The sequence below is a fragment of the Limnobacter litoralis genome (assembly GCF_030160455.1).
Classification (GTDB): Bacteria; Pseudomonadota; Gammaproteobacteria; order Burkholderiales; family Burkholderiaceae_B; genus Limnobacter; species Limnobacter litoralis.
Map to the genome: position 1 here is coordinate 66465 of NZ_BSOJ01000009.1, position 26732 is coordinate 93196.

A 26732-nucleotide genomic window follows, 5' to 3' on the forward strand; every position below is an offset into this window, starting at 1 on the left:
AGAACAAAAGAGGTTAAACATCGTAGCTGAAAAGAAACACCGTATAAACGGTGAGATTCGCATTCCCGAAGTTCGTCTGATTGGCATTGAGGGTGAACAACTTGGCATCGTAAAAACGCTGGATGCCATACAGATGGCCGAAGAGGCCGAGGTTGATCTGGTTGAGATCGCGCCTCAAGCCACCCCACCTGTGGCCAAGCTCATGGATTACGGCAAGTTCCGTTACCAGGAGCAGAAAAAGGCTCAGGAAGCCAAATCCAAACAGAAGCAGGTTCAGATCAAGGAAATCAAGTTCCGCCCTGGAACAGATGACGGCGATTACAAGGTCAAGCTCAAGAATTTGATTCGCTTTCTTGAAGACGGCGACAAGTGCAAGGTGACTTTGCGTTTCCGGGGTCGAGAAATGGCCCACCAGGAAATTGGTGCCCGCCTGCTTGAGCGAGTGCGAACAGATCTCGATGAGTTGGCCGCAGTGGAGCAGATGCCGAAGATGGAAGGTCGGCAAATGGTCATGATGATTGCGCCCAAAAAGAAGTAATTAAATTCCCGAAAATACGATTGCTGTTTGCAAGCCTACGCGTTATAATCGCGGGCTTGCCAAACGGCTTTTGGTTTTTATGGCCAAATTCGTTTGGCAGAATGTCGATCAAGACAGTGTCGAGCAAAACAGGTCTACAAGGATTTCGTCGAAATCACCTGCAAGCCGATGAGTATTCAATCAGGAGCACCAAGATGCCCAAGATGAAGACCAAGAAAAGCGCCGCAAAGCGTTTTCTGGTACGCGCAAGCGGTTCAATCAAGCGTGGTCACGCTTTTAAGCGCCACATTCTTACCAAGAAGACGACCAAGAGCAAGCGTCAGCTGCGCGGTATGGAGACAGTGCATGCCTCCGATATCGGTCGTATTCGCGACATGATGCCTTACGCATAACTGGTAGGAGATTGAAACATGCCTAGAGTAAAACGTGGTGTAACGGCCCGTGCCCGTCACAAGAAAGTAATCGCCCAAGCCAAAGGCTTCCGCGGTCGTCGTAACAATGTATTCCGCATTGCCAAGCAAGCGGTCATGCGCGCAGGCCAATATGCCTACCGCGACCGTCGCAACAAAAAGCGAGTATTCCGCGCCCTGTGGATCACCCGTATCAACGCCGCTGTTCGTGAACACGGCATGACATACAGCGTGTTCATCAACGGCCTGAAGCGCGCTGCGATCGGCTTGGACCGCAAGGTACTGGCTGATCTGGCTGTGACCGACAAAGCAGCGTTTGCTGCGATCGTCAAACAGGTGCAAGCAGTGCAAGCCTAAAACGCTTTCACTCGCAGATCTGAAAAAAGGAACCTTCGGGTTCCTTTTTTTATTGCCTAAGCCATTCATTTGGTGACCTATTTTCTGGGTGGATGTGCATCTGGCCGATAAAAATTGGGCCTTGAAGCAAGTACAATCACCGTCTTACGCAAAGACACGTTCAATACTCAAAACTCTAGACGGAATCACCCATGGATGCATCTTTATCCGCCATCTTGTCAGAGGCCGAACTGGCCATGCAGGGTGCCAGCGATCCAGCTTCTCTCGAGAATATCAAGGCGCTCTATCTCGGCAAAACAGGCAAGGTTACCGAGTTGTTGAAAGGCCTTGGCCAGCTCAGCGTTGAGGAAAAGAAAACCCGTGGCAAGGAAATCAATGAGCTGAAACAGCAGGTTGAGGCAGTGTTGAATGCCCGCCGTCAGGCATTGGCCGATCAGGCCATGCAGTTGAAACTGCAGGCACAGGCCATTGATGTCACCAAGCCCGGTCGGCAGCGTGGGCCCGGTGGTTTGCATCCCGCCATGCTAACGCTCGAACGAATTGAATCCATCTTTTCGTCGATCGGGTTTGATCTCGCCGATGGCCCTGAAATCGAAACCGATTTTCACAACTTCACCGCGTTGAATACGCCCGAAAATCACCCTGCAAGGTCCATGCACGACACTTTTTACGTCGAGGGCGGTCATTTGCTGAGAACCCACACCTCGCCCATGCAGGTGCGCTACATGCAGACCAATCAGCCTCCCATTCGGGTTATCGCGCCAGGGCGCGTGTATCGCGTGGACAGCGACGCCACGCATTCGCCGATGTTTCATCAGGTTGAAGGGTTGTGGATTGACAAAGGCGTCAGTTTTGCCGACCTGAAGGCCGTTTTTATCGATTTTCTCAAAACCTTTTTTGAAACCGACGATCTCACGATCCGCTTTCGGCCGTCGTTTTTCCCATTCACGGAACCTTCCGCTGAAATTGACATGGCTTTTACGTCAGGGCCGAACAAGGGCAAATGGCTTGAAATTGCTGGTTCTGGTCAAGTTCACCCCAATGTGTTGCGTCACGTTGGCATTGATCCCGAGGTGTACACCGGGTTCGCTTTCGGGGTAGGGCCAGATCGTCTGACCATGCTGCGCTATGGCATCAATGACCTTCGTCTCTTTTATGAAAACGACATCCGTTTTCTGCAGCAGTTCAACTAATTCAAATCGGATACTGTCAAATGCAATTCACAGAATCGTGGTTAAAGTCCCTTGTTGAAACAACTTTGGGCACTGAAGATCTGGCTGAAAAATTGACCATGGCCGGCCTGGAAGTTGAAGAACTGAATCCGGTTGCGCCGCCTTTTCACGGGGTTGTTGTGGCCAAGGTGCTTGCCAAGGAAAAACACCCTGACGCAGATCGCCTCAGTGTGTGTCAGGTCGACACGGGTGATGGCCAAGTTCGACAAATCGTGTGCGGCGCACCCAATGTGGACGTGGGTCTAAAGGTGCCCTGCGCATTGCCCGGTGCTGTTTTGCCCGGTGATTTCAAGATCAAACCCACCAAAATGCGCGGTGTTGAAAGCGGTGGCATGCTGTGTTCCGCCAAAGAAATTGGCATTGCAGCCGACGCTTCGGGTCTTTATGTGTTTGCTGAAGATGCGCCCCTGGGTGCAGATGTTCGCGAATACATGGGTCTGAACGAAATGGTGTTCACCTTGAAGATGACGCCCAATCGTGCAGATTGCTTGTCAGTCTGGGGTGTTGCGCGTGAAGTTGCTGCACTCACGGGTGCCCCGTTGAAAGCCAAGGATTTCACACCCGTTCAGCCCGTCATTCAAGACACTTTGAAGGTCAATGTCGAAGCCAAGGATTTGTGCGGTCGTTTTGTGGGTCGAGTGCTGAGTGGTGTGAACAATCATGCCAAAACACCCGCCTGGATGGTTGAACGCCTGGAGAAAGCAGGGCAGCGCAGCTTGGGCGCGTTGGTGGACATTTCAAACTATGTGATGCTTGAACTGGGTCGGCCTACACACGTGTTTGACCTTGCAAAGCTGAAAGGTGATCTGCAGGTGCGTTGGGGCCGTGAAGGTGAAGCCCTTAAGCTGCTGAACGAACAAGAGGTCAAATTGTCCCCGCGTTTTGGGGTCATTTGTGATGAAGCGGGGCCGCAGGCACTGGCCGGTATCATGGGTGGCGATCACACCGCAGTGTCGGATGACACCACAGACATTTTCATTGAGGCCGCATTCTGGTTTCCTGCCGCCATTGCTGGCCGTGCACGAGAATTGAATTTTTCATCAGACGCTTCCCACCGCTTTGAACGCGGCGTGGATTTTCAGATGCTGCCCGAGCACATGGAGTACATGACCCGGCTCATTTTGGAGATCTGTGGTGGCCAGGCAGGGCCCTTGGTTGATCAGGTGTTGGACTTGCCCGTTCGTAAAACCGTGCGCATGCGTCATGCCCGGGCCGAAATGGTCATCGGGATGTCGTTCACCAATCAGCAAGTTTGTGAGGTGTTTACGCGTCTGGGCTTTGAATTTGAGCAAAAGGGCGAGGCTCAGCAGGCGGAGTACCTTGTGAAGGCCCCTTCATACCGCTTCGACATCGAAATTGAAGAAGACCTGATCGAAGAACTGATTCGGGTTATCGGCTATGAAAATCTGCCCCTGCGTGCACCAGTGGGTAAGTTGAAGATGTTGCCCTCACAAGAAAGCAAGCTGGGGCGTCACGAACTTCGCCACAAGGTGGCTGCCCTGGGCTACCAGGAAGTGGTGTCCTACAGCTTCGTGCCCGCCAGCTGGGAGTCTGATTTTGCCGGCAATGACGATCCTGTTCGTCTGTTAAACCCAATTGCGAGCCACCTTCAGGTAATGCGCTCCAGCCTAATCGGCAGCTTTGTGGATATCTTGAAGCACAACCAAAGCCACCGTGTAGACCGTCTGCGTATTTTCGAGGTGGCACGCACGTTCCGCCGGGATGAGAATGCGAAAGAGGGTGCGCTGGCCGTTCAAGGTTTCGATCAACGCTGGAAGGTCGGTGGCATGGCTTTTGGGCTGGCTGACCAGTTGCAGTGGTCCGCCGGCAACAACCGTGCACTCGATTTTTTTGATGTCAAGGGCGACGTGGAAGCCCTGCTGAACGGACTTCGAGTCGAGTTTCGGCCTGGTCAGCATCCGGCACTGCACCCTGGGCGCACTGCAGAGGTGTTCGTGAATCGCAAGTCTGCAGGTTTTCTGGGTGAATTGCATCCACAATGGGTGCAGGCCTATGAGTTGAATTCTGCACCCGTGTTGTTCGAATTGGATGTTCAATCCATCGTTGATTTCAACTTGCCTTCGTTCAAGGACGTGTCGAAGTTGCCGGTGGTCATTCGTGACCTGGCGCTTGTGGTCGATCGCAATGTTCAAGCAGGTGAGTTGAAAAAAGCCTTGATGGATCTGAAAGATGACAACCTTTCATGGCTTAAATCGGTTATTCTTTTCGATGAGTTTGTGCCTAAAGAAGAAGGTAAAGGACTGAAAGAAAACGAGAAAAGTTTGGCTTTCAGGTTGACCCTTCAGGCCTCAGACCGCAGTCTGACCGACGCCGATGTTGAACCTTTGCTTAAGAAAATGTTGAGTGCCGCCGAAGCCAAGTGCGGCGCTCGCCTTCGTTAAAACAAATCAAGATTGGGTTATACAAAGTGGATCAAGTCGTACTAAATGAGAACAGGATTGATGACGTGCAAGTACAGTCCGACCGAAAAGAATTGATTGAAGATGGTCTGGCCTCAGGCTCGCTGACCAAGGCAGAACTGGCCGAAATGCTGTTTGACAGTCTTGGTTTAAACAAACGCGAGGCCAAGGACTTTGTGGATGCGTTTTTTGATGAAATCCGCACAACCCTGGAAGCAGGCGTCTCGGTGAAATTGTCAGGTTTTGGCAATTTCCAGTTGCGAGACAAACCCCAACGGCCAGGAAGAAACCCGAAAACTGGCGAAGAGATCCCCATTGCAGCGCGCAGGGTGGTAACCTTTCATCCCAGCCAAAAACTTAAAGCTTTGGTTGAATAATTTTTTCTAAATTATTTAAAGTAAAGCCCGACCGTATGCAAAAGTCTTCAAGTGATTTGAAAGCTGCTCCCACTGCCAGCCTGCCACCCATACCGGCCAAGCGGTACTTCACTATTGGTGAAGTTAGCGAACTGTGTGGCGTAAAAACCCATGTGTTGCGCTATTGGGAGCAAGAATTTACTCAGTTGAAGTCGATCACACGGCGTGGAAACCGGCGGTACTACCAGCATCACGAAGTGCTGTTTATTCGCCGAATTCGTGAATTGTTGTATGAACACGGCTTTACCATCAGCGGTGCACGCAACCGTTTGGATCAAGAGAAAAACGGACCGGCTGGTGACGAGCCGCTGCCTGTTTTGATTGATCGCGAAATATTGAAAGAACAATTGCTTAATTTGCGCGAATCCCTCATGACACCTTAGTTTCATGTATAATCGCGCCTTCACGGAATGTAGCGCAGCCTGGTAGCGCACTTGCATGGGGTGCAAGGGGTCGGAGGTTCGAATCCTCTCATTCCGACCAAAAAGGAAAGGCCTGAGTCCAAGACTCAGGCCTTTTTCATTTGCGACGCAGTGGCTGACTTCGCGTTCAATTAAGCGAAGAAGTGTTGGGCCCCAGGTTCGGCAGCGCGACGATGTCAATTCCTTCGTCGCGCAGTTCTTCACATTCCTCGTGGCTGGCCTGTCCGCGTATTGCGCGGGCAGGCGCTTCCTCATAATGAATTTTTCGGGCTTCTTCAGCGAAGCGCTCGCCAACGTCCTCTGAGTGGGCAACCAGCGCTTGAATGACTTGCTTGGCCATCACAAATGCAGTGGCCACATCCACAGTGTTTGGTTTGCCTGCGCTGAAAGATCCATTGGCCGGGATGTCTGCGACACTTCTGGATTGGTCGTTAGAGCCTATGTTGATGCGTGAGGGCACCTTGCGAACGCTGGATGACCCACACTGCGGGCAGGTGATCAAATGTCTGCCATGTTGCGAATCAAAATCTTCGGCGGAACGAAACCAGCCTTCGAATCGGTGTGCGAAATCGCACTCAAGGTCGTAAATGATAGTTGCCACAGTCTTGTCTGAAACTTGAAACTTCGCTATTTTACAATGGAATGGTTCTTCTACAGTTCAGGCCGGAACCCTTCTAGAATCATGCCTCACTTTGATTTGGACAACATAGAGGAATTGCATGTCCCAAAAACGGTCGGTTGAGCCTCACTTGCGTGGCCTTGTTGATCTGATTTCCGCCAGCATTGACGAGGGTACGCGTCAGGTGGAGTCAGTCCACCGTCGTATTGCTGACATTCCGTTTTCTGTGCTCGGAAAGATCAAGCCCATCGCGCCGGTGTCTTCGGTGGTCCATATGATCGAGAAGAAAATTACCCATTCGGCTTACGACACTGTCCGATTTGTGTCCAAAGTAGGGGCGCAGGCCGTGCACAATGCCTTGCCCACTGATCCGGTCAGACACGGCATTTCCAAACCCGACTACTTAATTGACCACGAAGCGATTCGTCAACAAACCGGCAAAAAAAAGCCTGGTTCGAAAAAATCCTGAACCCTTATAAACAGACGCTATTACTCGTCTGTTTCCGTCTGTTTGGCCGATGCGATCGCGTTTTTGATGCGATCGAGAATCGCCTTGTTGGGTTTGCGTTTTGAAATGTTGCGCGCAAGGTCCAAACCGCGTTGCTGCATGTTGGTGGCAAAGCACTGCTCCAACAAACTGGTTTGGGTTTCGTTTTCCATGGTTTGAATCTGTTCCGCGTGGGTTTGAAAAAACTCCTCCAGCTTTTCAGCCGCCGCTTCAATTTTGCCCTCGCTGATCTGCTTTTGAATGTTCATCAGCGAGCGGGCAAATTCCAGTTCAGTGGAATTGACTGCAGTGCGCATTTTGGAGGTCAAACGCTCGGCCTCATCAACCTTGCCCTCACGAATGTAGATCTTTGACAATTGCAGGTAATCGGCCAGTTGTGAAAGTGAGCTATTCCGGGAGCGATCAATCACTTTGGTCAGGTAGTTTTTTGATCGTGTGTCATCGCCGACTCGCACGGCCAGATCAGCCAATTTTCGCAATCGGGTCGTTGAGTTCAAGGCTTTCGCGCCCAGTCTTTCAAGCACTTCCAGTGCTTCATCGGGCTTGTTCTGCTCCCAAAGCACTTCTGAAAACAGGTCTGTGGCCGCCAGGTATTCCGGATTGGTTCTTACGACTTCCTCCAGCAAGCTTCCGGCCTCTGCATAGCGCTTTTGTTCGCTTTTGACCTTGGCCAACTTCAGTTGCATCCAGGGTTTTGGTGAAATGCTGATCAGTCGGTTTAATTCGTCTTCGGCATCTGTGAAACGCGCAGAAAGAACGAGAGAGTCGATACGGAGACGCTGAATTTCCTGTTCATACAGCGGGTAGCTTTTTTGCAATTGTTCGCAGATTGCGGGCATTTCGTCATGGCGGCCCTCATAGAGAGCCGAGTAAGCCTCGCCCAGGCGGGCCTTGCGATTGAATATCCGGACAACACGGTCTGAAAGAATGGATGCAGTGAACGGTTTGATCAGATAATCATCAGGCTCGAATTCAGCCACGGCCACCACGTTTGAATAGGTTCTTTCGCCAGTTACCATCATGAAGGCGATGTTCCAGTGCAATTTCTTGCCAACACGCAATTCTTCAAGCAATTGCTGACCGTTTCTGTCGCCTTCCAGTTGATATTCACACACGATCAAGGCGAATTCGCGGCTTTCCAGCATTTGCTCAACTTCGCTGACTGAGCTTGCAAATATGACGCTGCGAGCCCCCAGTTGGGAGAGTTGTTCCTGAATGGCGCGTCTTGTGGCCAAAGCGGTGTCAACCACCAGAGCCGTTTTGCCTTTCAGGGGCGTCATGTCTTTGACTGCTTGCTGCATCTTGCTGGGTGCTTGCTCTTGCTTGGTGTTCGAGAAGGCCTGGTCAACCAGATCCCAAGGGGTTGCTGCGTCGCTCATGATTCAATTTCAGGAAATTGTAATTACTTCAGTGTGCGCCCGTTTTGATCGTCTTGATGGTCTTAAAAGCACCGTCTTCAAGGCCTATTCTGGCCTTTTGAACGGACTGTCTTTAAGAACTCGCTCATATTCACCATTCTTTGTCATCACTAGAGGTGAATACATCCCTTGGATGGGCCATATTTTCATGGTTTAATAGCACCACAACGCTTGTTACTCATCAGTCAAATCCAAACTGACCGAGGCAAGGTATAAAAGAAAAATCATTGGAGACATAAATGACCAGACTCGGCTTCATCCGTGCCGCAGCCACCCTTGGTGTATTCGCGATTACCTTATTTTCTGCAGGCTGTGCCAAAGTTGAAGGAGGCGCAACCAACCTCGCCATCAACTTGATCGAACGACGGGTGATTCCACCCCAGCTGGAGCTGGATGATGTGGACATGGGATGCCGGTTCGCACAAAGTAACTTTCCGCTGCTGTCCGCCGGAACGCGGGCTTTCCATGGCGATCCTTCTCTGCTCGAAACACTGCTTTACACTTCTGCAGGCGTGTGTTCTGAAAAGCGTGCGGTGGAAGAGGAACTTCGCTACTTGAGAGCTTCTCGCCAAAACAACATCGAAGAGGCCCAAGACGCCCGTATCGCTCAAAAGCGTCTGCTGGAAGTCACTGCACGTCGCCAGCTGGCTGCCTTTGAGCGCATGCGCGACAAACTCCAGGACAAATACAATTTCAAGTACGGTGACGGATGCCCCGCATTCACACGTGACTTTGATGAACTGGTTTATTTGCTCGGCACCATCGCTGGTCTTCAGGCCGTGGTCAATGACATCGCCTCCCAGCAGATGGTCGGTGTGCCTACCGACATCGCACCCAAGGCAGAGCGGGCATTGACCTGCATTTCAAACGCCAAATGGTGGGGTGCGCCGAACGCCGCGCGCGCTGTGGTCTGGAATATTCTTCCCGGCATGTCTGCTGGCAAAGATGTGTGGGGAACGTTTAACTTGTCCATGTACATCGGTGAGCGTGAAGGTGTTCGCCTTTCCCATGTGCTGTACGCGCTATCCGCACTCTCCATCGGAGACACTCAACGCTTCCGCGACGCGACAAAGCGCTTCGCCGGGGTTAAAGACTTCACACCGAGCAAAGACTACCGCTTGATTGAAGAAATTGCAGACAGCACCATGCAGAACCTGTCTGATCGTTATTGGACTGAAAACGTGGGCACTAGAACCCCCGTGGGTTCAATGGGCAAATATTGGGATGAGAAAGCAGCGCTACCAGCCGGTTTGAATGTAGACGACCTGCTGAAGTAAGGCGTTATATCAGCGGGTCGAACAATTTTGTGTCGACCTGCTAAATACAGAGACACAGGAGAAATTTATGAAGTTGAAGAAAATTGCGATCGCCGTTGGTCTTGGAATGAGCGCCGCTGTAGTGGCCGCGCCTGCCATGGCTGGCAACAAGGTTTGCGTCTATGACATTCTGGGTGCTGGTGGTGACGTGTACAACATGGCCAAAGACTACGCACTGTTTGCCAAAGGTCAGGGTGTAACCCTTGATCTGGAAGCTTTGACCGACGAAAAGATCGCGTCCGAGAACTTCAAGACAGGTCAGTGCGACATGTTGGTCGCCACTTCCTTCCGTACTCGCCCCTACAACACAGTGGCCGGTTCACTGGATGCACTGGGCGCCGCCTCTGTGGTGAAAGACGGCAAAGTGGACATGCCTTTGACCTACGAAGTACTGCATCGCGCCATTGAGTTGTTTGCCACCAAAAAGGCCGACAATCTGATGACCAATGGCAATTATCAGGTGGCTGGTATTGTGCCCTTCGGTGCAGCCTATTTGTACGTGAAGGATCGTGGTATCAATTCTGTCGAAAAACTGGCCGGCAAGAAGATAGCCTCTTTTGACTACGACTCAGCCCAAAAAGAGATGATCTCCAAAGTAGGCGCGTCGCCCGTGTCCGCAGATATTTCCAACTTTGGCGCGAAGTTTAACAATGGTTCTGTGGACATCATTGCTGCGCCAGCCGCCGCATACAAGCCCCTGGAGCTATATAAGGGCCTGGGCACCAAGGGTGCAATTATCCGTTTCCCGGTTGCCGTGTTGACTTATCAGCTGATCCTGAATAAGACGAAGTTTCCTGATGGTTTCGCACAGAAATCACGCGAGTACTGGGCTGGCAAGTTTGACCAAGGCATGAACATCATTCACAACGCGGAAAAGGGCATTCCTTCAAGCGCCTGGATGGACATTCCCGCAGCCGACTCTGTGAAATACACCGTGTTGCTGCGTGAATCACGTGTTGCCTTGTCCAAGGCTGGGTCTTACGATCCCCGCACTTTGAACATCATGAAGCAGATTCGATGCGGCGTGAACCGCGCCGATTCAGAGTGTGCAACACCCAAAGAGCTTTGATTTGGGGTTAAGTAGGGTGGGTGACCTGACAGACGCCCGCTTTACGTCCTGAAGTAGGGGGCTTAGGCCCCCGTTTTTTTGCAGCAATTATTTTTTTATTGAAAATCTAGCCAGCGCTAGTACCGACAAGGACAAGTCATGCAAAATTCTTCCAATAAAAAATGGCTGGGGCGATCTCCGTCGGAGTGGCTTTTCAGCCTGCCGATTTTCTCCCTGCTACTTCTGACACTGATCATTGGTACTGGCGAAATGGTACACGGGCAACTGTTGCGCCTCGGCGAGCGGATGTTTGGTGACCCTGCTCACAACGTTCAATATTTTTTGTTGCGTGCCGATCCGTCCAAGCCGACCTGTGATCGCAATCCTGACATTGATGCGCTGGTTCAAAAGCAGGTTGACGACGCCAAAAATGCACCCAAAACCGACATGGACGCCTTGTTCGGTGACACGCCCATCGATCCGCAGGCCATTCGGGAATCTCTGGTTGCGGCCCAAAAGCTGTGCGAGGAAAGATACAACCTGTATGACAGGGTAAGTACACACATCACGCCCAGTGTGAAGTTTTACCGAAGCATTGAGACCGGATTCTTCGGGATTTTCAGGTTTGGTACAGAAAATCGCCCTTTGATTTTGTTGCTTATGGTTGCTATTGCTGCCGTTTCAACCACATTGCAGTACCACCACATCAACCTTAGGCCACCCAGAACCAAAAAAGACTTCCAGGTGTACTCGCTGGCCATGCTGGCTGCGAACTTGTTGGTGTTCGTCTCCAGCGTGTATTACCTGAAACTCCAGTACGCCTCGGGTATCAAGGTTGAACATCCAGTCTTGAATTGGCTGACCATTCTGCTGTTTGCCGTGCTCAGTTTGATCAGTTTGCGGGATGTGCTGCGTGGCAACAAGAATGCGGAACCTGGCGGAAGTTATGCCATGGGTTTGCTGTCCATTCCACTGTATGCGTTCATGGCTTTGAATGCGGGCATTAACTTTGTTCTGCAAGATTACACGGCGGGTCTGGCCATTTATTTTGGTCAGATTACTGAATTGTCGGGCATTTTCTTGAACTTGGCGCTGTACCTGTGGGCCGGTATGCTGTTGAAGCAAACCCGCGTGGTGTCGCTTTTCATGGACATCCTTCGTCCCTGGAAGCTACCACCCGAGGTGTTCACCTGGATCATCATGTTGGCGGCTGCTGTACCCACCGCATACACAGGTGCCTCAGGTGTGTTCGTGATTGCCGCGGGTGCAGTGGTTTATCGGGAGGTGCTGGCCACCGGTGCCCGTCGTCACTTTGCCTTGGCTGCCACCGCCATGTCCGGTTCTTTGGGTGTGGTGTTGCGCCCCTGTTTGCTGATCGTGGTGATTGCCGCGCTGAACAAGCAGGTGACGACCACCGAGCTGTATGGCTGGGGTCTGTTCGTCTTTATTTTGACGTCCACCATCTTCCTGTTCTACGCACTTCTGAAGTCAGAGGCGCGTGTCACAGAGCGAGCAACCGTCAAAGAGGCCCTGCCACAATCGCTTCGCGCATTGGTGCCAGTTTCTCCTTACATCGTGATTATGCTGGCCGTGGTGTACGGTTACGAGTACCTGCTTGACACCAAGCTGGACGAGTTCACAGCACCAGTGATGTTGCCAGTGATCATGTTGTTTGTGATTATCTTCGACAAGCTGCGTGGCGGCCCTACCAAGGTAGGCGGCGACACTGTGGCTGAAAAGAAGAAGAATCAGGGCTTGGAACACGCGGTGCGAAGCGCCACCAACGAGACCATTGGTCACATTGGTGCGCTGATCATGTTGATGGCCTTGTCGGTCAGCGTGGGTGGTATGATCGAGCGTTCCGGCGTGATGGAGCTTGTTCCGCAAAACCTCGGAAACGTCTGGCTGGCACTGACCATGTTCATGTTCTTCCTGGTGTTTGTGGGCATGGTGATGGACCCGTTTGGTGCGGTTATTCTGGTGTCCGCAACCGTTGCACCGATCGCCTACAGCAACGGCATTCAACCCGTGCACTTCTGGATGATCGTGGTGACAGCCTTTGAGTTGGGCTACCTGTCGCCACCCGTGGCATTGAACCAGTTGCTGGCCCGCCAGGTGGTGGGTGAGGAGCAGATGGACATTGCCGATGAGGAAACCAAGGGCAAGTCGTTCTACTACCGGCACGAGCGTTGGAATTTGCCAGTGATGGCGATGTTCACAGGCCTGCTGATTGTGACTTACGGTGGCCAGCTTTTGATCGAAAACTCGGACAAATTGCGCCCTGTCAGCCATTTCTTCGGTCTGGACCAGTTGAATCCCCCGCAATTTGACGATTCGTCGTCTACGCCTGCTGCTGCACCAACGGCGCCAGCCGCTGCGACCGACGCATCTCTGGCTGCTCCGGCTGCAGAGCCAGCAATGCCAGCCGCAGCACCTGGTGAGCCTGCCCCCGCTCCTGTGGCTCCCCCAGTTGCTGCGCCTGCGGCAGCCCCGGCTGCAGTTGCACCTGCTGCGCCAGCGGCCGCACCAAAAGTAGCGCCTCAGGAAGACGTTCAGTCAGTGATCAAAGACATCGTCGGAAATTGGGCAGCAGCCTGGAGTTCTCGGGATTTCAATGGCTACATTGGCTTTTACTCACCCAACTTTGAAGTTCCGAAAGGAATGAGTCGCGCAAAATGGGAAGCCGACAGAAAGGCCAAGATCGAGAAGAAAAGCAACATCGAGGTGTCTATCGACGACTTGACCGTGCAGGGGGTGACAGCCAAGGCTGTGGCCACCTTCACACAGCATTACAAGTCAGACAGCTACTCCGACACCACGAAAAAAGCGTTGACCTTCGCGAAGGAAGCGGATGGCTGGAAAATCGTGAAGGAAGAGGCCGTGAAATAAATTTTCACGTCTTAGGCTCAACAAAAAACCCCTCGGTACGAGGGGTTTTTTTATTGGTCCCCCCGGCAGGAATCGAACCTGCATCTAACGCTTAGGAGGCGCTTGTACTATCCATTGTACTACGGCGGGAATGGCCGTAGTTTACACGCTTAAGGCGAGGATATCAGCCTCTTAACCTGGGTTAGCTCTTGTAAATTTTACAACTGCTTTTTGGCCTTAATCGGATTCATTGAAGTTCAATATTGGAGTTAGCCCAAAAAGATCTTTATAAATCAATGGTTTGTTTTTTTTCTCGAGGTGGCACGTCGTCTGCACATTGTAAGGCAGACAACAACGCTAACTCAGGGGCGAATCATGACAGACCACACACAGGCAAAAATTCAGATCCACTTCAAGGCCGAATCTTCGTTTCAGACTCTTGCAAATGCGCCAGTCATCGAAAGCCTAAAATCTCTGGAACAGCTTCTTCTTGCCCAACGCTCCAGACTGACCCACTTCATCCGTAAGCATTTGAAAAGAGACGAGTCGGTTGAAGACGTGCTTCAACAGACCCATATGGCGGCCTTTCGCAGCTGGGAACGATTTAGGGGCGAGTCTAAACCCGAAACCTGGTTGTTCGGGATTGCCATGAATTTGATTCGAAACGCGCGTGCTCGGGACACGCATTCCAGCTGGATGGTCGATGACGCTGAAGAGCAGTTGCTGAATATACCGACTGAGCCGTGTGATGAGCCCATTGAACTATTGCAACGTGCCCAGCAGATGGAGCTTCTGAGAGAGGCAATCTGCAATTTGCCCGCACGGATGCAGGCAGCAGTGCATCTGGTCTTTCTTGAGGGTCTTTCCTATCAGGATGCTGCCGAGGAACTCAATTTGCCAATCGGTACAATCCGCTCACGTCTTTCTCGTGCAAGGGATTTATTGCGCACTAATTTCGATATTTGAACTGAGGTTGTTAACCCGCCGAGGTGGGTATGACTAATTCCATTGAACGATAGAATCAATCACGAGTTTGACCGTTAATTAAACAGGACATGGTCAACCAGGAACTTCGTGAATGATGAATCTCACTTTGTGCCTGCACTCTGAAGAATTGAAAAGTCGCATTGTGGCGGCGGCTGTCATGATGCAGGCCAACGTTCGGGAATTGGATCTGGATTATTTGCTGAAAAGCAGGAATCTGGGCTGCGCTCAAATATTAATTGATCACGACGTTCAGCAGATTCGCAGACTTATCATGCATCTGCAGGCTTTGGGTGTGGATCCCAGAAGACAGGTTATTCGCTTTATTGACAAGCCATGGCACGCCTACGTCTATCACGACATTCCCATCTTTGCATCCATTGTCAATCCACCTGATCCCATTGCTGCGGTTGAAGTCATTCGGAAGTTACAGAGTGCTGTGCCTTTCGCAAAGCAACTGACCGCTTCAGACACCGACATGCCACAGTCGGTGTCAGATCCTTTGGATGAGCCCTTTGTGCAGTCGTCGGCGATGCGTCGGACGGTCGAGCAGCTGAAGAAACTGGCAGGCCTGTCGGTTGATACAATCTTGATGGGTGAAACAGGGGTGGGTAAAGACACGTGTGCATTGTGGCTGCATGAAAAGTCAGGCTTGAAAGGTGCATTTGTACATGTCAATTGCGCGGCCTTGCCCGAACAGTTGTTTGAGTCGGAATTGTTTGGCGTCACCGCTGGTGCATTCACTGGTGCACAGAAGGATCGGGCCGGCAAGCTCGAACTGGCTCATCAAGGTACCCTTTACCTGGATGAAATTGACAGCATGCCGTTGGCCTGTCAGGCCAAGCTGTTGAACGCACTTCAGTACCGCGGCGCAACCCGTCTGGGTGCGGTGAAGCCCTACACCTCAGACTTTCGGGTAATTGCGTCAACCAAGGTTGATTTTGAATCGCTTATCCGTCAGGGTAGGTTTCGTGAAGATCTGTATTTCAGGCTCAATATCTCCAAAATTCACATTCCTGCTCTTCGTGAAAGACTGGACGATCTGATCCCTCTTTACCTTCATTTTTTGAAACTTGCAGCGGAGGCATTCAAACTTCCAGAACCTTGTTTAGTCCCGACCGACTGGGATAGATTGCTGGCGCATCCATGGCGTGGCAATGTAAGGGAACTAAAGGCCCATGCACAGCGTTTCGTCCTCGGCCTGGATTTATGGGGTGCCGAAAAGGACTCTGAAGGTGAGGGGCTGAAGGATCGTTTGACCCAATTTGAGCGCATGATCATTGAGCAGACTTTGCGCCAGTGCGATGGATGTACAAAAAAGACCAGTGCAGTCCTCAAAATTCCCTTGCACTCGCTTTACTACCGCTTGCGCAGACTGGGTATACCCATCGAAGATTCGCAAGGGCTCGCCTCCGAAGCCAGTGGGTCTCAGGGTGAGGGGAACTCTTTGACGTATCTGGACACTCAAGGTTATTAGCTCCACTTTATTCAAGAAAATGCAAATAAATCCAGGTGATTCAGTGTCGAGTGCACGTTCCGGTTCCACCGATCCGGCGTCGATTCTTCAGCGCTTTCGTCAGGACTTGAATGCCCTGCGCATGAAGCCCCTTCGAGTGGTGCCCAATACCCCTTTGAAGTCTCAAAGCGACGAAATGAATTTCGACGTGGGAATTCACTGAATGACCGAATACATCGAACCGTCGTTTGGTGTTTTCAGGGTTGAGTTGCTTCCTCAGCCCTCATCAGGTTTGCGCCTCTTGTTACAGCTTGATTATTACCAGAGCAACTGTCTGCGTATGTGGCTGGACATGCGATGGCAATCTTCGTCATTGCGAAACACAACCTTGCTGTTGCAGAAGCCAGGTCAGTTGGTGATTCACAAGACAATACCTGAGTCAGCTTCTGGCAAACCCGCTGAACTTCTGAAGCAGTGGAGTACGGAAGTGACGCGACAGTTTAATTTGTTCATCAACAAACGTCGTTAGTCACTCATTCTGATCAGCTTTTTTCCAAAAAAGTTTTCTTGAACACAAAGCTGAAGTTTAAAAAATTCTGGAATTGCCCCGCGCAGCGTTCTGCAGTTTCTGAGGGGCCAATTTCAATGACATGCCGCAGACAGCCGTCATGATCCGACACGGAAAGTGAGCTGCCTTCTGGCGCTTCTGTTTGAACTTCGCAATACAATTGCATGGCTTTAAGCAGTTGGTTTTCTTGTGCACTCAGACTTTTGCCCATCAAGCAAATGCGAGCGCTCACCCTGCATGCCTGATCGGGTAGTTCCACCAGTTCGATGACGAAGTGATGTTCAAATGTGATTCGATACGCGTCTTGATTGGCATTCAATAGCGCCTTGTCGTCGGCATCCAGTTCCAGGAATTCGAGGATGGCTCGAAGCGGCGACTTGAGTTGGGTGCTGGCTGTCACGCGACTATTCCATGTGCATGTCGTAAATGAACTTAAGTTGAGCTCGAGACCTTGAAATTCTTGAGCGAACTGTTCCGATTGGTATGCCCAGTAAATCTGCCGCCTCTTGATAGGAGTTGCCGTGCTTCACGACTAGCATCAGTGTGTCTTTTAAGTCGGTGGGCAGCTTGTCGATGGCGGTGTCTAGCGACACACTGAATTCATTTTTCATGCAAATCTGTATGGGATCTGCACCTTCAGCCTGTTCCAGCTCAAGTGATTCATCGGTCGTGAAGTTAAAGCGGTATTGTGGAGACCTTCTGGCCACGTTTCGGATGATGTTCAGGGCAATGCCAAACAGCCAGGTTTCTCGTTTTGAGTCGCCTCGGAAGTTGTCCCAACTGCAGTAGGCCTCAATCAGGGTTTGCTGAAAGAGATCCTCGACAGCACTTTCATCGCGAAAGTGTTTGGTGATGAAGTTTTTGAGTCGCTTTTCCTGCTTGGCCATGAGCAATTCAAAATCGGAGCGCATCGATGTGGATGCAGTTTGCGCACATCGTTTCACGGAGGTGATTTTTAACTTCGGTTGGGCTTGTGTCATTTCACCCCCCCTAGTGTTGCAGTCCAGAAGATTCATGGGAATGGAGTCGCAGCAAAGTGAATACCTTTATAGAGTAGCAACGCGGATAAAAATGCCCATCTGGTGTAATCAGAAAGGATGATTCAAGGAGCAAAAGCTTTTCATGACATCCAGTTTCTGATAACGAAGAGAATTTCCCTCACAGACTCCATTGCTGGGTGGAATCTTGTGGATGAATGGTTCCATTGAAGGAATTGCCGGGGTGTATGTTGCTATCATTGGATAGCTTTAAATCCACTTACTCACCAGTCAAATCTCACATGAGTCAATACCAAGAGTCATCCATTCGAGTTCTCAAAGGACTTGAGCCAGTCAAGCAGCGCCCGGGTATGTACACCCGAACCGATTGCCCCCTGCATGTTATTCAGGAGGTGATTGACAACGCGGCTGACGAGGCGCTGGGTGGGTTTGGAAACCGGATTGCAGTAACCCTCTATGAGGACGGCAGCATTGGTGTTGAGGACGAGGGGCGTGGCATTCCAATCGGACTGCACCCAGAGGAGCAGGTGCCAGTCGTAGAGCTTGTGTTTACTCGTCTGCATGCCGGTGGCAAGTTCAACAAGACCGATGGCGGGGCCTATCGCTTTTCAGGTGGACTGCATGGCGTCGGCGTGTCGGTGACCAATGCACTTGCGCGTCGCCTTGAAGTGACCTCCTACAGAGACAAACAAGTTGGGCACCTCGTGTTTTCTGGCGGCGATGTGCTTGAACCGCTGGTCATTCGTCCCCAAACCTCCTCTGATCGCAAGAAGGGTACCTCGGTTCGGGTGTGGCCTGATGCCAGTTATTTTGATTCACCGGTGCTGCCTTTGTCCGAGCTGGAAAGGTTGTTGCGCAGCAAGGCGGTGTTGCTCAAAGGGGTGGAGGTCACACTTCGAGTTGAAAAAACGGGTGAGCAAAAAAGTTGGCGTTTCGAAGAAGGATTGCTGGGTTTTCTGAACGAGGAGCTTGCCGGGCGCGAGTTGGTGGCACCTGCTTTCACCGGTGATCTCGTGGTTGATCCTTCAAGAGAAGAGGGGTTTGCTGAAGGGGAAGGTGTGTCTTGGGCCCTGGCTTTTGTGGCTGAAGGCAACGCCGTGCGTGAAAGTTACGTCAACCTGATTCCGACTCCGGCTGGCGGTACCCATGAGGCGGGTCTTCGGGATGCTGTTTTTCAGGCGGTCAAGGCCTTTTGTGAACTGCACTCCCTGATGCCCAAAGGCATCAAACTGATGCCAGATGACATTTTTTCCAGAGCTAATTTCGTGCTGTCAGCCAAGGTTTTGGACCCCCAGTTTCAGGGGCAAATCAAGGAGCGTTTGAATAGCCGGGACGCGGTGAAATTGGTCAGCAGTCTGGTCAAGCCTGCCCTTGAACTGTGGTTGAATCATCACGTGGACGACGCCAAAAAGATTGCGGAGCTGGCCATTCGGCAGGCGCAGGCACGTTCCAGGGCTGCGCAAAAAGTCGAAAAGCGAAAAAGCTCTTCAGTGGCGGTGTTGCCCGGCAAGTTGACCGATTGCGAAAGCACAGACATCGCCTTGAATGAAGTGTTTTTGGTGGAGGGCGATTCTGCGGGTGGATCTGCCAAAATGGGGCGTGACAAAGAGTTTCAGGCGGTGTTGCCCCTGCGTGGGAAGGTCTTGAACGCCTGGGAGACCGACAAGGACCGGCTGTTCGGCAATCAGGAGATTCACGACATTGCGGTGGCCATTGGGGTAGACCCCCATGGGGCTGACGACCAGCCGGATCTCAGTGGATTGCGTTATGGCAAGATCTGCATTCTTTCAGACGCCGACGTTGACGGTTCGCACATTCAAGTGCTGTTGTTGACCTTGTTTTTCAAGCATTTCCCCGCGTTGATTCGCAATCAGAATGTTTATGTGGCTCGACCACCCTTGTTCAGGGTGGATGTGCCAGCCCAGGGCAAGCGGCCTGCCCGCAAAATTTACTGTCTGGATGAGGCTGAGCTGGCTGCTGTTCAGGACAAGCTCGCCAAAGAGAACATCAAGGAAGCCGCTTTGAAAGTGTCCCGATTCAAAGGCCTGGGCGAAATGAATGCCGAGCAGCTCTGGGAAACGACCTTGAACCCGGACACCCGTCGACTGCTGCCGGTGACTTTGGGTTCGATGGATCTTGATCAGACCAATGCCATGATGCACATGCTGATGGGACGTAATGAAAGTGCATCCCGACGCAGTTGGCTGGAGGAAAAGGGCAATCTGGTTGAGGTCGACATTTGATTGCCTGCTCAGTGAAAGTCTCTGGATTTTAATTTGAGTTCATTGAGCAACGGGGTGTAGTCCACCAGCTTTTTGGCAAGCAGGCTGCACACCCCGTTCTGGTTTTGCCACACACCGAATACCCCCATGACGGCTGCATTGCGCAGGGTTTGGCGTTGGGCCTCTGCCAGCGTATTCCAGACGATCACGTTGATTGAGCCGCTTTCATCTTCCAGGGTTAAAAACACGGTGCCTTTGGCAGTGGCGGGCCTTTGGCGATGTGTGACCAAGCCGCATGCCCTTGCCAAGCGCCTGTCAGGGTATGTTTTCAGCACATGCGCAGGTTCAATTCGCGCGGCTTTCAGCTGGTCCCGCAGAAATGCAATCGGATGATGGTTCAAGCTGGCCCCCCAGCTGCGATAGTCTGCAACCATTTCTTCAAACTGGCTGGGGGCCTTCAGCGTGACGTCACTTTCTTCCCGACGCGTTTCGGTCAGCAGGTCCCCATGCACGGTGTTCAGCCCGGTGGTGGCCCACAAGGCTTGCTTCCGGTTGCCTGTGATGCAGGCCAAGGCATTGGCGTCGGCCAACGCTTGAAGGTCTTGCTTGCTCAACGTGGCACGTTTGGCCAGGTCTTCCACCGAGGTAAATTCGCCATTCTTTCTGCTTTCCAGCAGTCGATGGGCGCCATTTGCCGACAGGCCCTGAACCAGATGAAACCCCAATCGGACCCGGTGCAAACCGTTTTGGTGAGTGGTTTGTTCCAGGGTGGTTTGCCAGCCGCTGTGGTGCAAATCGATCGGTTCAACCTGTACGCCGTGGCGTCGAGCATCCTGTATCAATTGGGCGGGTTGGTAAAAGCCCATGGGTTGCGCATTGAGCAAACCACACAGGTAAGCATCCGGGTGATGCCGTTTCAGCCAGGCTGACACATAGACAATCAATGCAAAGCTGGCGGCGTGGCTTTCAGGAAACCCGTATTCACCAAAACCCTCAATTTGCCGGAATATTCCCTTTGCGAACTCTGGGTCGTATCCGCGCTGCACCATACCGCCTACCACACGGTCGTAAAAATGTTGCAGGCCCCCTTTGCGCTTCCAGGCTGCCATGGAGCGCCTAAGCTGGTCTGCTTCACCGGGGCTGAACCCCGCAGCCAGAATGGCGATCTGCATCACCTGTTCTTGAAAAATGGGAACGCCCAAGGTGCGCCCGAGTGCCTGTTTGAGCGCCTCGGATGGGTAGCTGACCGGGGCAATGCCTTGTCTTCTCAGCAGGTAGGGGTGAACCATGCCGCCTTGAATGGGGCCAGGCCTTACGATGGCCACTTGAACCACAAGATCGTAGTAGCAGGCCGGGCGCAAGCGGGGCAACATGCTCATTTGCGCCCGGCTCTCCACTTGAAACAGGCCGACGGTGTCGGCTGCTGAAATCATCGCGTAGGTTTCAGGGTCTTCCGCGGGGATGTCTTGCAGGCTACGGGGCGCCTCTTTCTTGACTGCAAGCGCGTTCAAGGTGTTCTGTACGGCGGTGAGCATGCCCAGCGCCAGTACGTCGACCTTAAGCAGCCCCATGGTTTCAAGGTCGTCTTTGTCCCATTGAATGACGCTCCGATCGGCCATGGATGCATTTTCCACGGGCACCAGTTCTTCAAGTGTGTCGCGTGCAATCACAAACCCGCCGGTGTGTTGGGACAGATGTCGCGGGTAACCAAGCAGTTGCTCAGCAAAATACAGGCAGCGCGCCACCGCGGGTTCGTCCGTGGGTATGCCAGCCTGTTTGGCGTGTTCCGTGTCGAGGTGACGGCTGTAGCCGCCATCTTGCGATTTGGCCAGTTGATCAATCAACTCAGCGGGCAGCCCCAGGGCTTTTCCGGCATCCCGTATGGCTGATCGCGGGCGATACACCACCACGCTGGCAACCAGTGCAGCTCTGTGTCTGCCGTATTTTTCATAGATGTACTGGATGACCTCCTCTCGGCGGTGGTGTTCAAAGTCCACGTCGATGTCTGGAGGTTCATTGCGTTCCTTGCTGATGAAGCGCTCAAACAGCATGGCCATCCGGTTGGGGTCTACTTCGGTAATACCCAGGCAGTAACAAACGGTGGAGTTGGCTGCTGAACCTCGCCCCTGACACAAGATCCCCTGGGTGCGTGCAAAACGGACAATGTCATACACAGTCAGGAAGTAGGGCTCATATTCAAGATCTTCAATCAGAGCCAGTTCGTGTTCAAGTTGCTGGATGATTTTTTCGGGCAAGGGCGACTGAAAACGTCTGTAGGCACCTTCCCAGGCCAGTTGTCGCAGGTATTGCATGGGGCTGACGCCTGTGGGGGCGATTTCACGCGGGTACTGGTAGCGCAACTCATCCATTGAGAACACACACCGCTGGGCCAGTTCCAATGCATTGTTCAGCAGAGTGGAGGGGTAACGCGTGGCCAACACAGTCTGGCTGTGCAGTCGCCGTTCGGCGTTTGCCAGCAATTTGTCTTTTGCGTCATCCAGGCTTTGGTTCAAATCAATCGCTGTCAACAAGTCCAGCAAGGGCTTTTGGTCTTCGGTGCTCATCAGTGGCTGGCTGCTGGCAAACAACGTGACACCGTACAAGCTTGAAAGGCCTTGCAGCCAATGTAGCCACGCTTGATCGTAGCCTGACAGGGTGTTGGTAAAGGCCATTGCCAGGTCTTGGGGATGCTTTGCCTTGCACCACTGTAGCAGCTCCGGAAAACCCGTCTTGTGGGCTTCGTCCGGGCAAAGCAAAACAAGCAGCTCGCTGGTGTCTTGCTGCAAGTCTTCCCGGGTGAACAGGTAATCGCCTTTGTCGGCGCGTCGTCTGGCGTGGGTAATCAGTCTGCACAGTTGGCTGTAGCCTTGCCTGTTTTTGGCCAGCATGGCAATGCGCTGTCCGGCAAAAGTGCATGTTCTGGCAAACCTGAACTGGGCACCCACAATCAGTTTGATGGGATGTTGTTTTGCTGCCTGATGAGCCCGTACAACACCCGCGAGTGAGCATTCATCGGTGATGGCAATGGCCCGATAGCCCAACTTTGCAGCCTGCTCAACCAGTTCCTCGGGGGCTGTGGCTGATTTCAAAAAACTGAAATGGCTCATTGCCAGCAGTTCGGCAAAGCCCTGTTCAGGCAAAGTATCCATGCAGGAACCAGGCAGTGTGGGGATCATTCAGGTCGTGGTAAATCCAGGCCTGTCGTTTCTCGCTGTTGATTGCACGGTAGTAGTCGCGCTGACAGGCGCTGTCACTCCACCAGGCAAAGGCAATGCGCTCAGGGCCACTGAGGATTTGCCAGTCGCTGGGCTTGTCATTGCCGTTAAGCGACAGACGCTGGGGCGTTTCGAGCAGCCAAAGCGGTCTTGGCGTGCTGCTTTGCAAAGCCGTGTGGTCTGCATGAAAACCCATTGAAAAGCGCTTGTCATTTGATTTGGAGCGGGCTTTTGCCGGTGTGTGGGTGTATTGGAAGCCGTGTTCAGGTCTGGGGTCTGCCTGCGTGACGGGTATTTGCACGACGTCGTCGCCAAGCCGGGCCTGAAGCTGACTGCACACAGCATTCCACTGCACCGTTTGGCTACCTGGGTCAGGCAGCAATGTCAGGTTTTGATTGCTCAGCGCCACAGTGCGTGTGCAGCGCAAACGAACCGAACTGACGTCGTCTTTGAACTGTAAGCGATGCAGGCGGTGTTCAAGCAATTTGGCCCACATACTGGCTTGGTCGTTCGCCTGTGCGGATCGCAGTTCAATGGTTTGATGAAAGTCGTAACCCGAGGAAAATTCGAGCTCAATGCAATTGCATGCGGCCTTGTGTTGCTTTAACCAGTTTTCAAGTGCATGAAAGAGCTCGTTGCAGTGCGCGTGAATAAGATCTGCCCTGTTTGAATGAAAGGGCAATTCACGTTCAAGATTGAATTCAGCGACAGGGCGATGCGCAGGAACGTGGGAATGGGAAAGTCCATATCCTTCATCCAGTGTATTCAGGCAAGCTTTTCCGAATCGGGTGATGAAGGCGTCGCGTGGAATTTGCCGCAGTTCGCCCAGGGTGTTGAACCCGCACTTCATCAGCGTGTCGATGCTGCTGGCTGTGGTGTCAAGCACCCACAGCGGCAATGTGTCCAGACTGCCTGTTTGCAGGTCGCGCATGTTCACGAATGAACTGCAACTGCGGGCAGGCGCAGCTTTTGCCAACCAGCAGGCGGCCACCGGGTTGCTGTAAAGCCCCAATTGAATCGACTGATCGAGGCGAACAGCCTCGGTCTGCATGTCATGCCAGATCAGGGTCAGCAGTTGTTGTTCGCCGCCAAATAGACGATGACTTGATCGCACTTCAAGCAGCACACCCTTGTGCAGCGTTTGAGCGGCATCACAATGCTGGCTTTGCCACACGTTTGCCATGGGTGTGTATTTCAATGCAAGTTCAAGCAAAACCGATTGTGTCGCGGTCAGTGTGGGTGATTCAGAGGCCTTGCAGGCCATGCTCACGGCGATCCATTGCATGCTCTCGCTCCGGTGAACTGGGTGAATTGAATTCCGTGGCCTCAGGAGGCATGCTGAACAGACCGGGCAACGCTGCGCGCGGAGAGGGAAGATCGATGTAAATCGGATCATCAAACACCGGCCCACGGCGCTTTAGCAACTGTATTCGCAGTGATTCCGGACTGTGCGCAGTCAGAACAAGTCTCAAGGTGGCTGGCGAAGGATTGTGTTGGGCCACCGACGGGCGAAATACAAAGCTAAGGCCAGACGTGCGTGAAGCATGGTATTGAAGCCTGCGCAGGCTGTTTGGCGGCAAGGCTTTCTCCCCTGTTTTTTCGGGTAGCCAGATCACTGTTGCCCCAAATGAATCACTTTGAATGATTTGTTCAGTGGCCCACAGTTTGTCCAGTGGTTTCGGTGTTTGAATCAGAATCAATCGATCTGTGGGGACCCCGTATTGCTCAAACACATTGGGAACCGGAATAAAGGGGGGCGCAATGAAGACAATGGCCTTTTTCTCCAGTGCCAACCTTCTGAGGCAGGGCATCAGAAACCGAAGTTCTCCGATGCCATGATGCTTGATCAGCAGTTCAATCAGGTTTCTGCTGGGCCACCCCCCGCCCGGCAGTTGTGCGTCCAGCGGGGGAAAGCCGCTGGGCACGCATTGGGTTGAAGAGCCACCGAGCTGATGTGCTCGCCACAATGAAGGATGTAAATCGGTTAAATTCATAGGGCAAGAACATGGTCAGTGGTTAGTGCAACTGCCCCTGGCGAATCAGACCGACAGCAAGACCCTCAATGGCGAACTGGTCTTTTCGCAGGTCCACTTCAATGGGCGAAAAGTCTTCATTTTCAGCTTGCAGTTCGACCGTTGCGCCTTTCTGGAAGTACCGTTTCACCGTGACTTCGTCGTTGACCCGTGCAACCACAACCTGACCAGCGCGTGCGGTACTGCTGCGTTTGACTGCCAGCAGGTCGCCATCCAGAATGCCGATGTTTTTCATGGACATGCCTTTCACCTTCAGCAGATAGTCGGGCTTTTCACCAAAGAGATCGGGATCGACCGGAATGTGTTTTTCGACATGTTCCTGCGCCAGAATGGGATTGCCTGCAGCAACCCGGCCAATAATCGGCAATTGCATGATGTTTTCCAGCATGCGCGAGCCCAGGTCTTCAAGACCTTCAGCGTATTCACCCAGCAAACGGATGCCGCGTGATGTGCTTGCATCGAGCGCGATGACATTCTTTTTCGCCAGGGCTTGCAGGTGATCTTCTGCTGCATTGGCCGATTTGAAACCCAACTCGCGCGCAATCTCGGCACGGGTGGGTGGGCGCCCGGCATTGGCGATTTGTTCACGGATCAGATCAAGAATTTGCTGTTGACGGGCGGTGAGACCTTTCATGGGGATAACCTGTAATTGATATGCTGTGATTGTATCCAGTAATTGGCGGATTTGCCAAGTCCTTCTTTGCCTTGAATCCAAATGGATGGTTCAGCAGTATCAATTGAGAACTCTAAGGGAGAGACAGGGCCCGGGAGACTGGCCAGAAGCGGAGCGACAAAGTCGCATCCGCGGCCAACCTGCGATTTCTTGCGTGTTGATTCAAACCCGGCCGCATATCCTGCGATAATGACAGCCGTAGTGATTCTCCGTGATTCAAGATATGTCCATGCTTGTCGTCCTGTCGCCAGCCAAATCGCTGGATTTTGAAACACCTGCACACATTTCCAAGTCGACAAAACCTGCTTTCGTACCGCAAAGCGAGGCCCTTGTTGATATTTTGCGCCCCATGTCGCCTGCCGATCTGTCGTCTTTGATGTCCATCTCTGACGCACTGGGCACTTTGAATGCGGCACGGTTCGAGCAGTGGTCGCCCAAGTTTCCAAAATCACAATCCAAGCAGGCGCTTCTGGCTTTCAACGGCGATGTGTACGACGGACTCGATGCAAAAACGCTCAGTGAGAGCGACATTGAATTTGCACAGCAACACATTCGCATGTTGTCTGGCTTGTATGGTGTTTTGCGCCCTCTGGACCTCATGCAGCCTTATCGCCTTGAAATGGGCACAAAGCTCTCCAACCCCGCCGGAAAAGACCTTTACGCCTATTGGAAGCCCCACATTGCACCCGCTTTGAACAAAGAGTTAAAGGGCAACCGGGCTGTGCTTGTTAACCTGGCCTCTGACGAATATTTCAAGTCGGTTGATCTCAAATCTTTGAAAGCGCGCGTTATTCAACCTGTTTTCCAGGATTTCAAAAATGGCCAATACAAGGTCATCAGTTTTTTCGCAAAAAAGGCCCGTGGCATGATGGCACGCTACATCATTGACCACCGCATTACTGAACCCGAAAAGCTCAAGCAATTCGACGTTGCAGGTTATGGCTATGATTCGCAGGCCTCCTCAGCTGACGTTTGGGTATTCCGTCGCAAGGATCCTTCCATTTCATGAAA

24 protein-coding genes, 2 tRNA genes and 1 pseudogene are annotated in these 26732 nt (G+C 52.3%); 18 read left to right on the top strand and 9 right to left on the bottom strand.

Annotation, left to right across the window (positions count from 1 at the left end; all coding sequences use genetic code 11):
• Window positions 1–19 precede the first annotated feature (19 nt).
• The 8 genes and pseudogenes from infC (at window position 20) to QQJ87_RS04500 (ending at window position 5856) form a co-directional block, all read left to right on the top strand.
• Window positions 20–538, top strand: coding sequence for a translation initiation factor IF-3 (gene infC / locus QQJ87_RS04465; RefSeq protein ID WP_284280389.1), 519 nt, complete (start codon window positions 20–22; stop codon window positions 536–538).
• 194 nt (window positions 539–732) lie between these two features.
• Window positions 733–930: a 50S ribosomal protein L35 gene (rpmI, locus tag QQJ87_RS04470; protein WP_284280227.1), complete on the top strand. Its 198-nt coding sequence runs from the start codon at window positions 733–735 to the stop codon at window positions 928–930.
• Between the two features lie 18 nt (window positions 931–948).
• Complete coding sequence (rplT, locus tag QQJ87_RS04475; RefSeq protein WP_284280229.1) at window positions 949–1305, top strand: 50S ribosomal protein L20; 357 nt, start codon at window positions 949–951, stop codon at window positions 1303–1305.
• A 236-nt stretch (window positions 1306–1541) separates the two neighbouring features.
• On the top strand, window positions 1542–2498 hold the full coding sequence (gene pheS, locus QQJ87_RS04480; protein WP_414674865.1) for a phenylalanine--tRNA ligase subunit alpha: 957 nt from the start codon (window positions 1542–1544) through the stop codon (window positions 2496–2498).
• 20 nt (window positions 2499–2518) lie between these two features.
• Window positions 2519–4939, top strand: a complete 2421-nt coding sequence (pheT, locus tag QQJ87_RS04485; RefSeq protein ID WP_284280231.1) for a phenylalanine--tRNA ligase subunit beta — start codon at window positions 2519–2521, stop codon at window positions 4937–4939.
• A gap of 119 nt (window positions 4940–5058) precedes the next feature.
• Window positions 5059–5334: pseudogene (locus tag QQJ87_RS04490) on the top strand (integration host factor subunit alpha); the annotation flags it as partial.
• Between the two features lie 35 nt (window positions 5335–5369).
• Window positions 5370–5756, top strand: a complete 387-nt coding sequence (locus tag QQJ87_RS04495; RefSeq protein WP_284280233.1) for a MerR family transcriptional regulator — start codon at window positions 5370–5372, stop codon at window positions 5754–5756.
• Window positions 5757–5779: 23 nt separating this feature from the next.
• Window positions 5780–5856 (top strand) — tRNA-Pro (locus QQJ87_RS04500).
• Between the two features lie 66 nt (window positions 5857–5922).
• Here the strand turns inward: QQJ87_RS04500 and QQJ87_RS04505 are convergent.
• Entirely contained in the window at window positions 5923–6396 is a 474-nt protein-coding gene (locus QQJ87_RS04505) for a DUF1178 family protein (RefSeq protein ID WP_284280234.1), read from the bottom strand.
• Between the two features lie 118 nt (window positions 6397–6514).
• Here QQJ87_RS04505 and QQJ87_RS04510 point away from each other — a divergent pair, with 118 nt between their 5' ends.
• Window positions 6515–6883, top strand: coding sequence for a hypothetical protein (locus tag QQJ87_RS04510; protein WP_284280235.1), 369 nt, complete (start codon window positions 6515–6517; stop codon window positions 6881–6883).
• 20 nt (window positions 6884–6903) lie between these two features.
• Here the strand turns inward: QQJ87_RS04510 and QQJ87_RS04515 are convergent, their stop codons facing one another.
• A complete protein-coding gene (locus QQJ87_RS04515) occupies window positions 6904–8301 on the bottom strand; it encodes a response regulator (RefSeq protein ID WP_284280236.1) in 1398 nt (465 codons plus the stop codon).
• Between the two features lie 278 nt (window positions 8302–8579).
• On the opposite strand from QQJ87_RS04515, the gene QQJ87_RS04520 reads away from it, so the two are divergent.
• The 3 genes from QQJ87_RS04520 to QQJ87_RS04530 all read left to right on the top strand — a co-directional run bounded on the left by QQJ87_RS04520 (window position 8580) and on the right by QQJ87_RS04530 (window position 13593).
• Window positions 8580–9617 (top strand): hypothetical protein, encoded by a 1038-nt coding sequence (locus QQJ87_RS04520; protein WP_284280237.1) that lies wholly within the window; start codon window positions 8580–8582, stop codon window positions 9615–9617.
• A gap of 67 nt (window positions 9618–9684) precedes the next feature.
• A complete protein-coding gene (locus QQJ87_RS04525) occupies window positions 9685–10725 on the top strand; it encodes a putative solute-binding protein (protein ID WP_284280238.1) in 1041 nt (346 codons plus the stop codon).
• A gap of 138 nt (window positions 10726–10863) precedes the next feature.
• Window positions 10864–13593, top strand: a complete 2730-nt coding sequence (locus QQJ87_RS04530; protein ID WP_284280239.1) for a TRAP transporter large permease subunit — start codon at window positions 10864–10866, stop codon at window positions 13591–13593.
• 54 nt (window positions 13594–13647) lie between these two features.
• Here QQJ87_RS04530 and QQJ87_RS04535 read toward each other — a convergent pair.
• A tRNA-Arg gene (locus QQJ87_RS04535) sits at window positions 13648–13722 on the bottom strand.
• Window positions 13723–13947: 225 nt separating this feature from the next.
• Between QQJ87_RS04535 and QQJ87_RS04540 the strand changes: the two genes are divergently transcribed.
• The 4 genes from QQJ87_RS04540 to QQJ87_RS04555 all read left to right on the top strand — a co-directional run bounded on the left by QQJ87_RS04540 (window position 13948) and on the right by QQJ87_RS04555 (window position 16541).
• Window positions 13948–14538, top strand: coding sequence for an RNA polymerase sigma factor (locus QQJ87_RS04540; protein ID WP_284280240.1), 591 nt, complete (start codon window positions 13948–13950; stop codon window positions 14536–14538).
• 112 nt (window positions 14539–14650) lie between these two features.
• Window positions 14651–16033: a sigma 54-interacting transcriptional regulator gene (locus QQJ87_RS04545; protein WP_284280241.1), complete on the top strand. Its 1383-nt coding sequence runs from the start codon at window positions 14651–14653 to the stop codon at window positions 16031–16033.
• A gap of 43 nt (window positions 16034–16076) precedes the next feature.
• Window positions 16077–16235 carry a hypothetical protein gene (locus QQJ87_RS04550; protein ID WP_284280242.1) on the top strand — a complete coding sequence of 53 codons (159 nt, stop codon included), beginning with the start codon at window positions 16077–16079 and terminating at the stop codon, window positions 16233–16235.
• Window positions 16236–16541, top strand: a complete 306-nt coding sequence (locus QQJ87_RS04555) for a hypothetical protein (protein WP_284280243.1) — start codon at window positions 16236–16238, stop codon at window positions 16539–16541.
• A 13-nt stretch (window positions 16542–16554) separates the two neighbouring features.
• Here QQJ87_RS04555 and QQJ87_RS04560 read toward each other — a convergent pair whose 3' ends face one another.
• Window positions 16555–16980, bottom strand: coding sequence for a hypothetical protein (locus tag QQJ87_RS04560; protein ID WP_284280244.1), 426 nt, complete (start codon window positions 16978–16980; stop codon window positions 16555–16557).
• A gap of 4 nt (window positions 16981–16984) precedes the next feature.
• Complete coding sequence (locus QQJ87_RS04565) at window positions 16985–17560, bottom strand: RNA polymerase sigma factor (RefSeq protein ID WP_284280245.1); 576 nt, start codon at window positions 17558–17560, stop codon at window positions 16985–16987.
• A gap of 299 nt (window positions 17561–17859) precedes the next feature.
• Between QQJ87_RS04565 and QQJ87_RS04570 the strand changes: the two genes are divergently transcribed.
• Window positions 17860–19821, top strand: a complete 1962-nt coding sequence (locus QQJ87_RS04570) for a DNA topoisomerase IV subunit B (RefSeq protein ID WP_284280246.1) — start codon at window positions 17860–17862, stop codon at window positions 19819–19821.
• Window positions 19822–19829: 8 nt separating this feature from the next.
• On the opposite strand, the gene QQJ87_RS04575 is transcribed toward QQJ87_RS04570, so the two are convergent.
• From QQJ87_RS04575 to lexA, 4 genes are read right to left on the bottom strand one after another with little or no spacing between them, the layout of a single operon-like run.
• Complete coding sequence (locus QQJ87_RS04575) at window positions 19830–22949, bottom strand: error-prone DNA polymerase (protein ID WP_284280247.1); 3120 nt, start codon at window positions 22947–22949, stop codon at window positions 19830–19832.
• Complete coding sequence (locus tag QQJ87_RS04580) at window positions 22933–24300, bottom strand: Y-family DNA polymerase (protein ID WP_284280248.1); 1368 nt, start codon at window positions 24298–24300, stop codon at window positions 22933–22935. The genes QQJ87_RS04575 and QQJ87_RS04580 overlap by 17 nt, the downstream gene beginning before the upstream one ends.
• Window positions 24260–25009 (bottom strand): translesion DNA synthesis-associated protein ImuA, encoded by a 750-nt coding sequence (gene imuA / locus QQJ87_RS04585; protein ID WP_284280249.1) that lies wholly within the window; start codon window positions 25007–25009, stop codon window positions 24260–24262. Before imuA ends, QQJ87_RS04580 begins: the two co-directional genes overlap by 41 nt.
• A 22-nt stretch (window positions 25010–25031) precedes the next feature.
• Window positions 25032–25682, bottom strand: a complete 651-nt coding sequence (gene lexA / locus QQJ87_RS04590) for a transcriptional repressor LexA (protein ID WP_284280250.1) — start codon at window positions 25680–25682, stop codon at window positions 25032–25034.
• A 268-nt stretch (window positions 25683–25950) separates the two neighbouring features.
• Here lexA and yaaA point away from each other — a divergent pair, with 268 nt between their 5' ends.
• Window positions 25951–26730 (top strand): peroxide stress protein YaaA, encoded by a 780-nt coding sequence (gene yaaA / locus QQJ87_RS04595; RefSeq protein ID WP_284280252.1) that lies wholly within the window; start codon window positions 25951–25953, stop codon window positions 26728–26730.
• Window positions 26731–26732: the final 2 nt, after the last annotated feature.

Bases quoted from the DNA above. Each gene is read 5' to 3' on its own strand.
- lexA (WP_284280250.1), bottom strand. From the start codon at position 25,682: ATGAAAGGTCTCACCGCCCGTCAACAGCAAATTCTTGATCTGATCCGT.
- rpmI (WP_284280227.1), top strand. From the start codon at position 733: ATGCCCAAGATGAAGACCAAGAAAAGCGCCGCAAAGCGTTTTCTGGTA.
- yaaA (WP_284280252.1), top strand. From the start codon at position 25,951: ATGCTTGTCGTCCTGTCGCCAGCCAAATCGCTGGATTTTGAAACACCT.
- pheT (WP_284280231.1), top strand. From the start codon at position 2,519: ATGCAATTCACAGAATCGTGGTTAAAGTCCCTTGTTGAAACAACTTTG.
- QQJ87_RS04510 (WP_284280235.1), top strand. From the start codon at position 6,515: ATGTCCCAAAAACGGTCGGTTGAGCCTCACTTGCGTGGCCTTGTTGAT.
- QQJ87_RS04580 (WP_284280248.1), bottom strand. From the start codon at position 24,300: ATGCAATGGATCGCCGTGAGCATGGCCTGCAAGGCCTCTGAATCACCC.
- QQJ87_RS04530 (WP_284280239.1), top strand. From the start codon at position 10,864: ATGCAAAATTCTTCCAATAAAAAATGGCTGGGGCGATCTCCGTCGGAG.
- QQJ87_RS04565 (WP_284280245.1), bottom strand. From the start codon at position 17,560: ATGACACAAGCCCAACCGAAGTTAAAAATCACCTCCGTGAAACGATGT.
- QQJ87_RS04570 (WP_284280246.1), top strand. From the start codon at position 17,860: ATGAGTCAATACCAAGAGTCATCCATTCGAGTTCTCAAAGGACTTGAG.
- QQJ87_RS04540 (WP_284280240.1), top strand. From the start codon at position 13,948: ATGACAGACCACACACAGGCAAAAATTCAGATCCACTTCAAGGCCGAA.
- QQJ87_RS04515 (WP_284280236.1), bottom strand. From the start codon at position 8,301: ATGAGCGACGCAGCAACCCCTTGGGATCTGGTTGACCAGGCCTTCTCG.
- QQJ87_RS04520 (WP_284280237.1), top strand. From the start codon at position 8,580: ATGACCAGACTCGGCTTCATCCGTGCCGCAGCCACCCTTGGTGTATTC.
- QQJ87_RS04495 (WP_284280233.1), top strand. From the start codon at position 5,370: ATGCAAAAGTCTTCAAGTGATTTGAAAGCTGCTCCCACTGCCAGCCTG.
- imuA (WP_284280249.1), bottom strand. From the start codon at position 25,009: ATGAATTTAACCGATTTACATCCTTCATTGTGGCGAGCACATCAGCTC.
- rplT (WP_284280229.1), top strand. From the start codon at position 949: ATGCCTAGAGTAAAACGTGGTGTAACGGCCCGTGCCCGTCACAAGAAA.
- QQJ87_RS04525 (WP_284280238.1), top strand. From the start codon at position 9,685: ATGAAGTTGAAGAAAATTGCGATCGCCGTTGGTCTTGGAATGAGCGCC.
- QQJ87_RS04545 (WP_284280241.1), top strand. From the start codon at position 14,651: ATGATGAATCTCACTTTGTGCCTGCACTCTGAAGAATTGAAAAGTCGC.
- QQJ87_RS04555 (WP_284280243.1), top strand. From the start codon at position 16,236: ATGACCGAATACATCGAACCGTCGTTTGGTGTTTTCAGGGTTGAGTTG.
- QQJ87_RS04575 (WP_284280247.1), bottom strand. From the start codon at position 22,949: ATGGATACTTTGCCTGAACAGGGCTTTGCCGAACTGCTGGCAATGAGC.
- pheS (WP_414674865.1), top strand. From the start codon at position 1,542: ATGCAGGGTGCCAGCGATCCAGCTTCTCTCGAGAATATCAAGGCGCTC.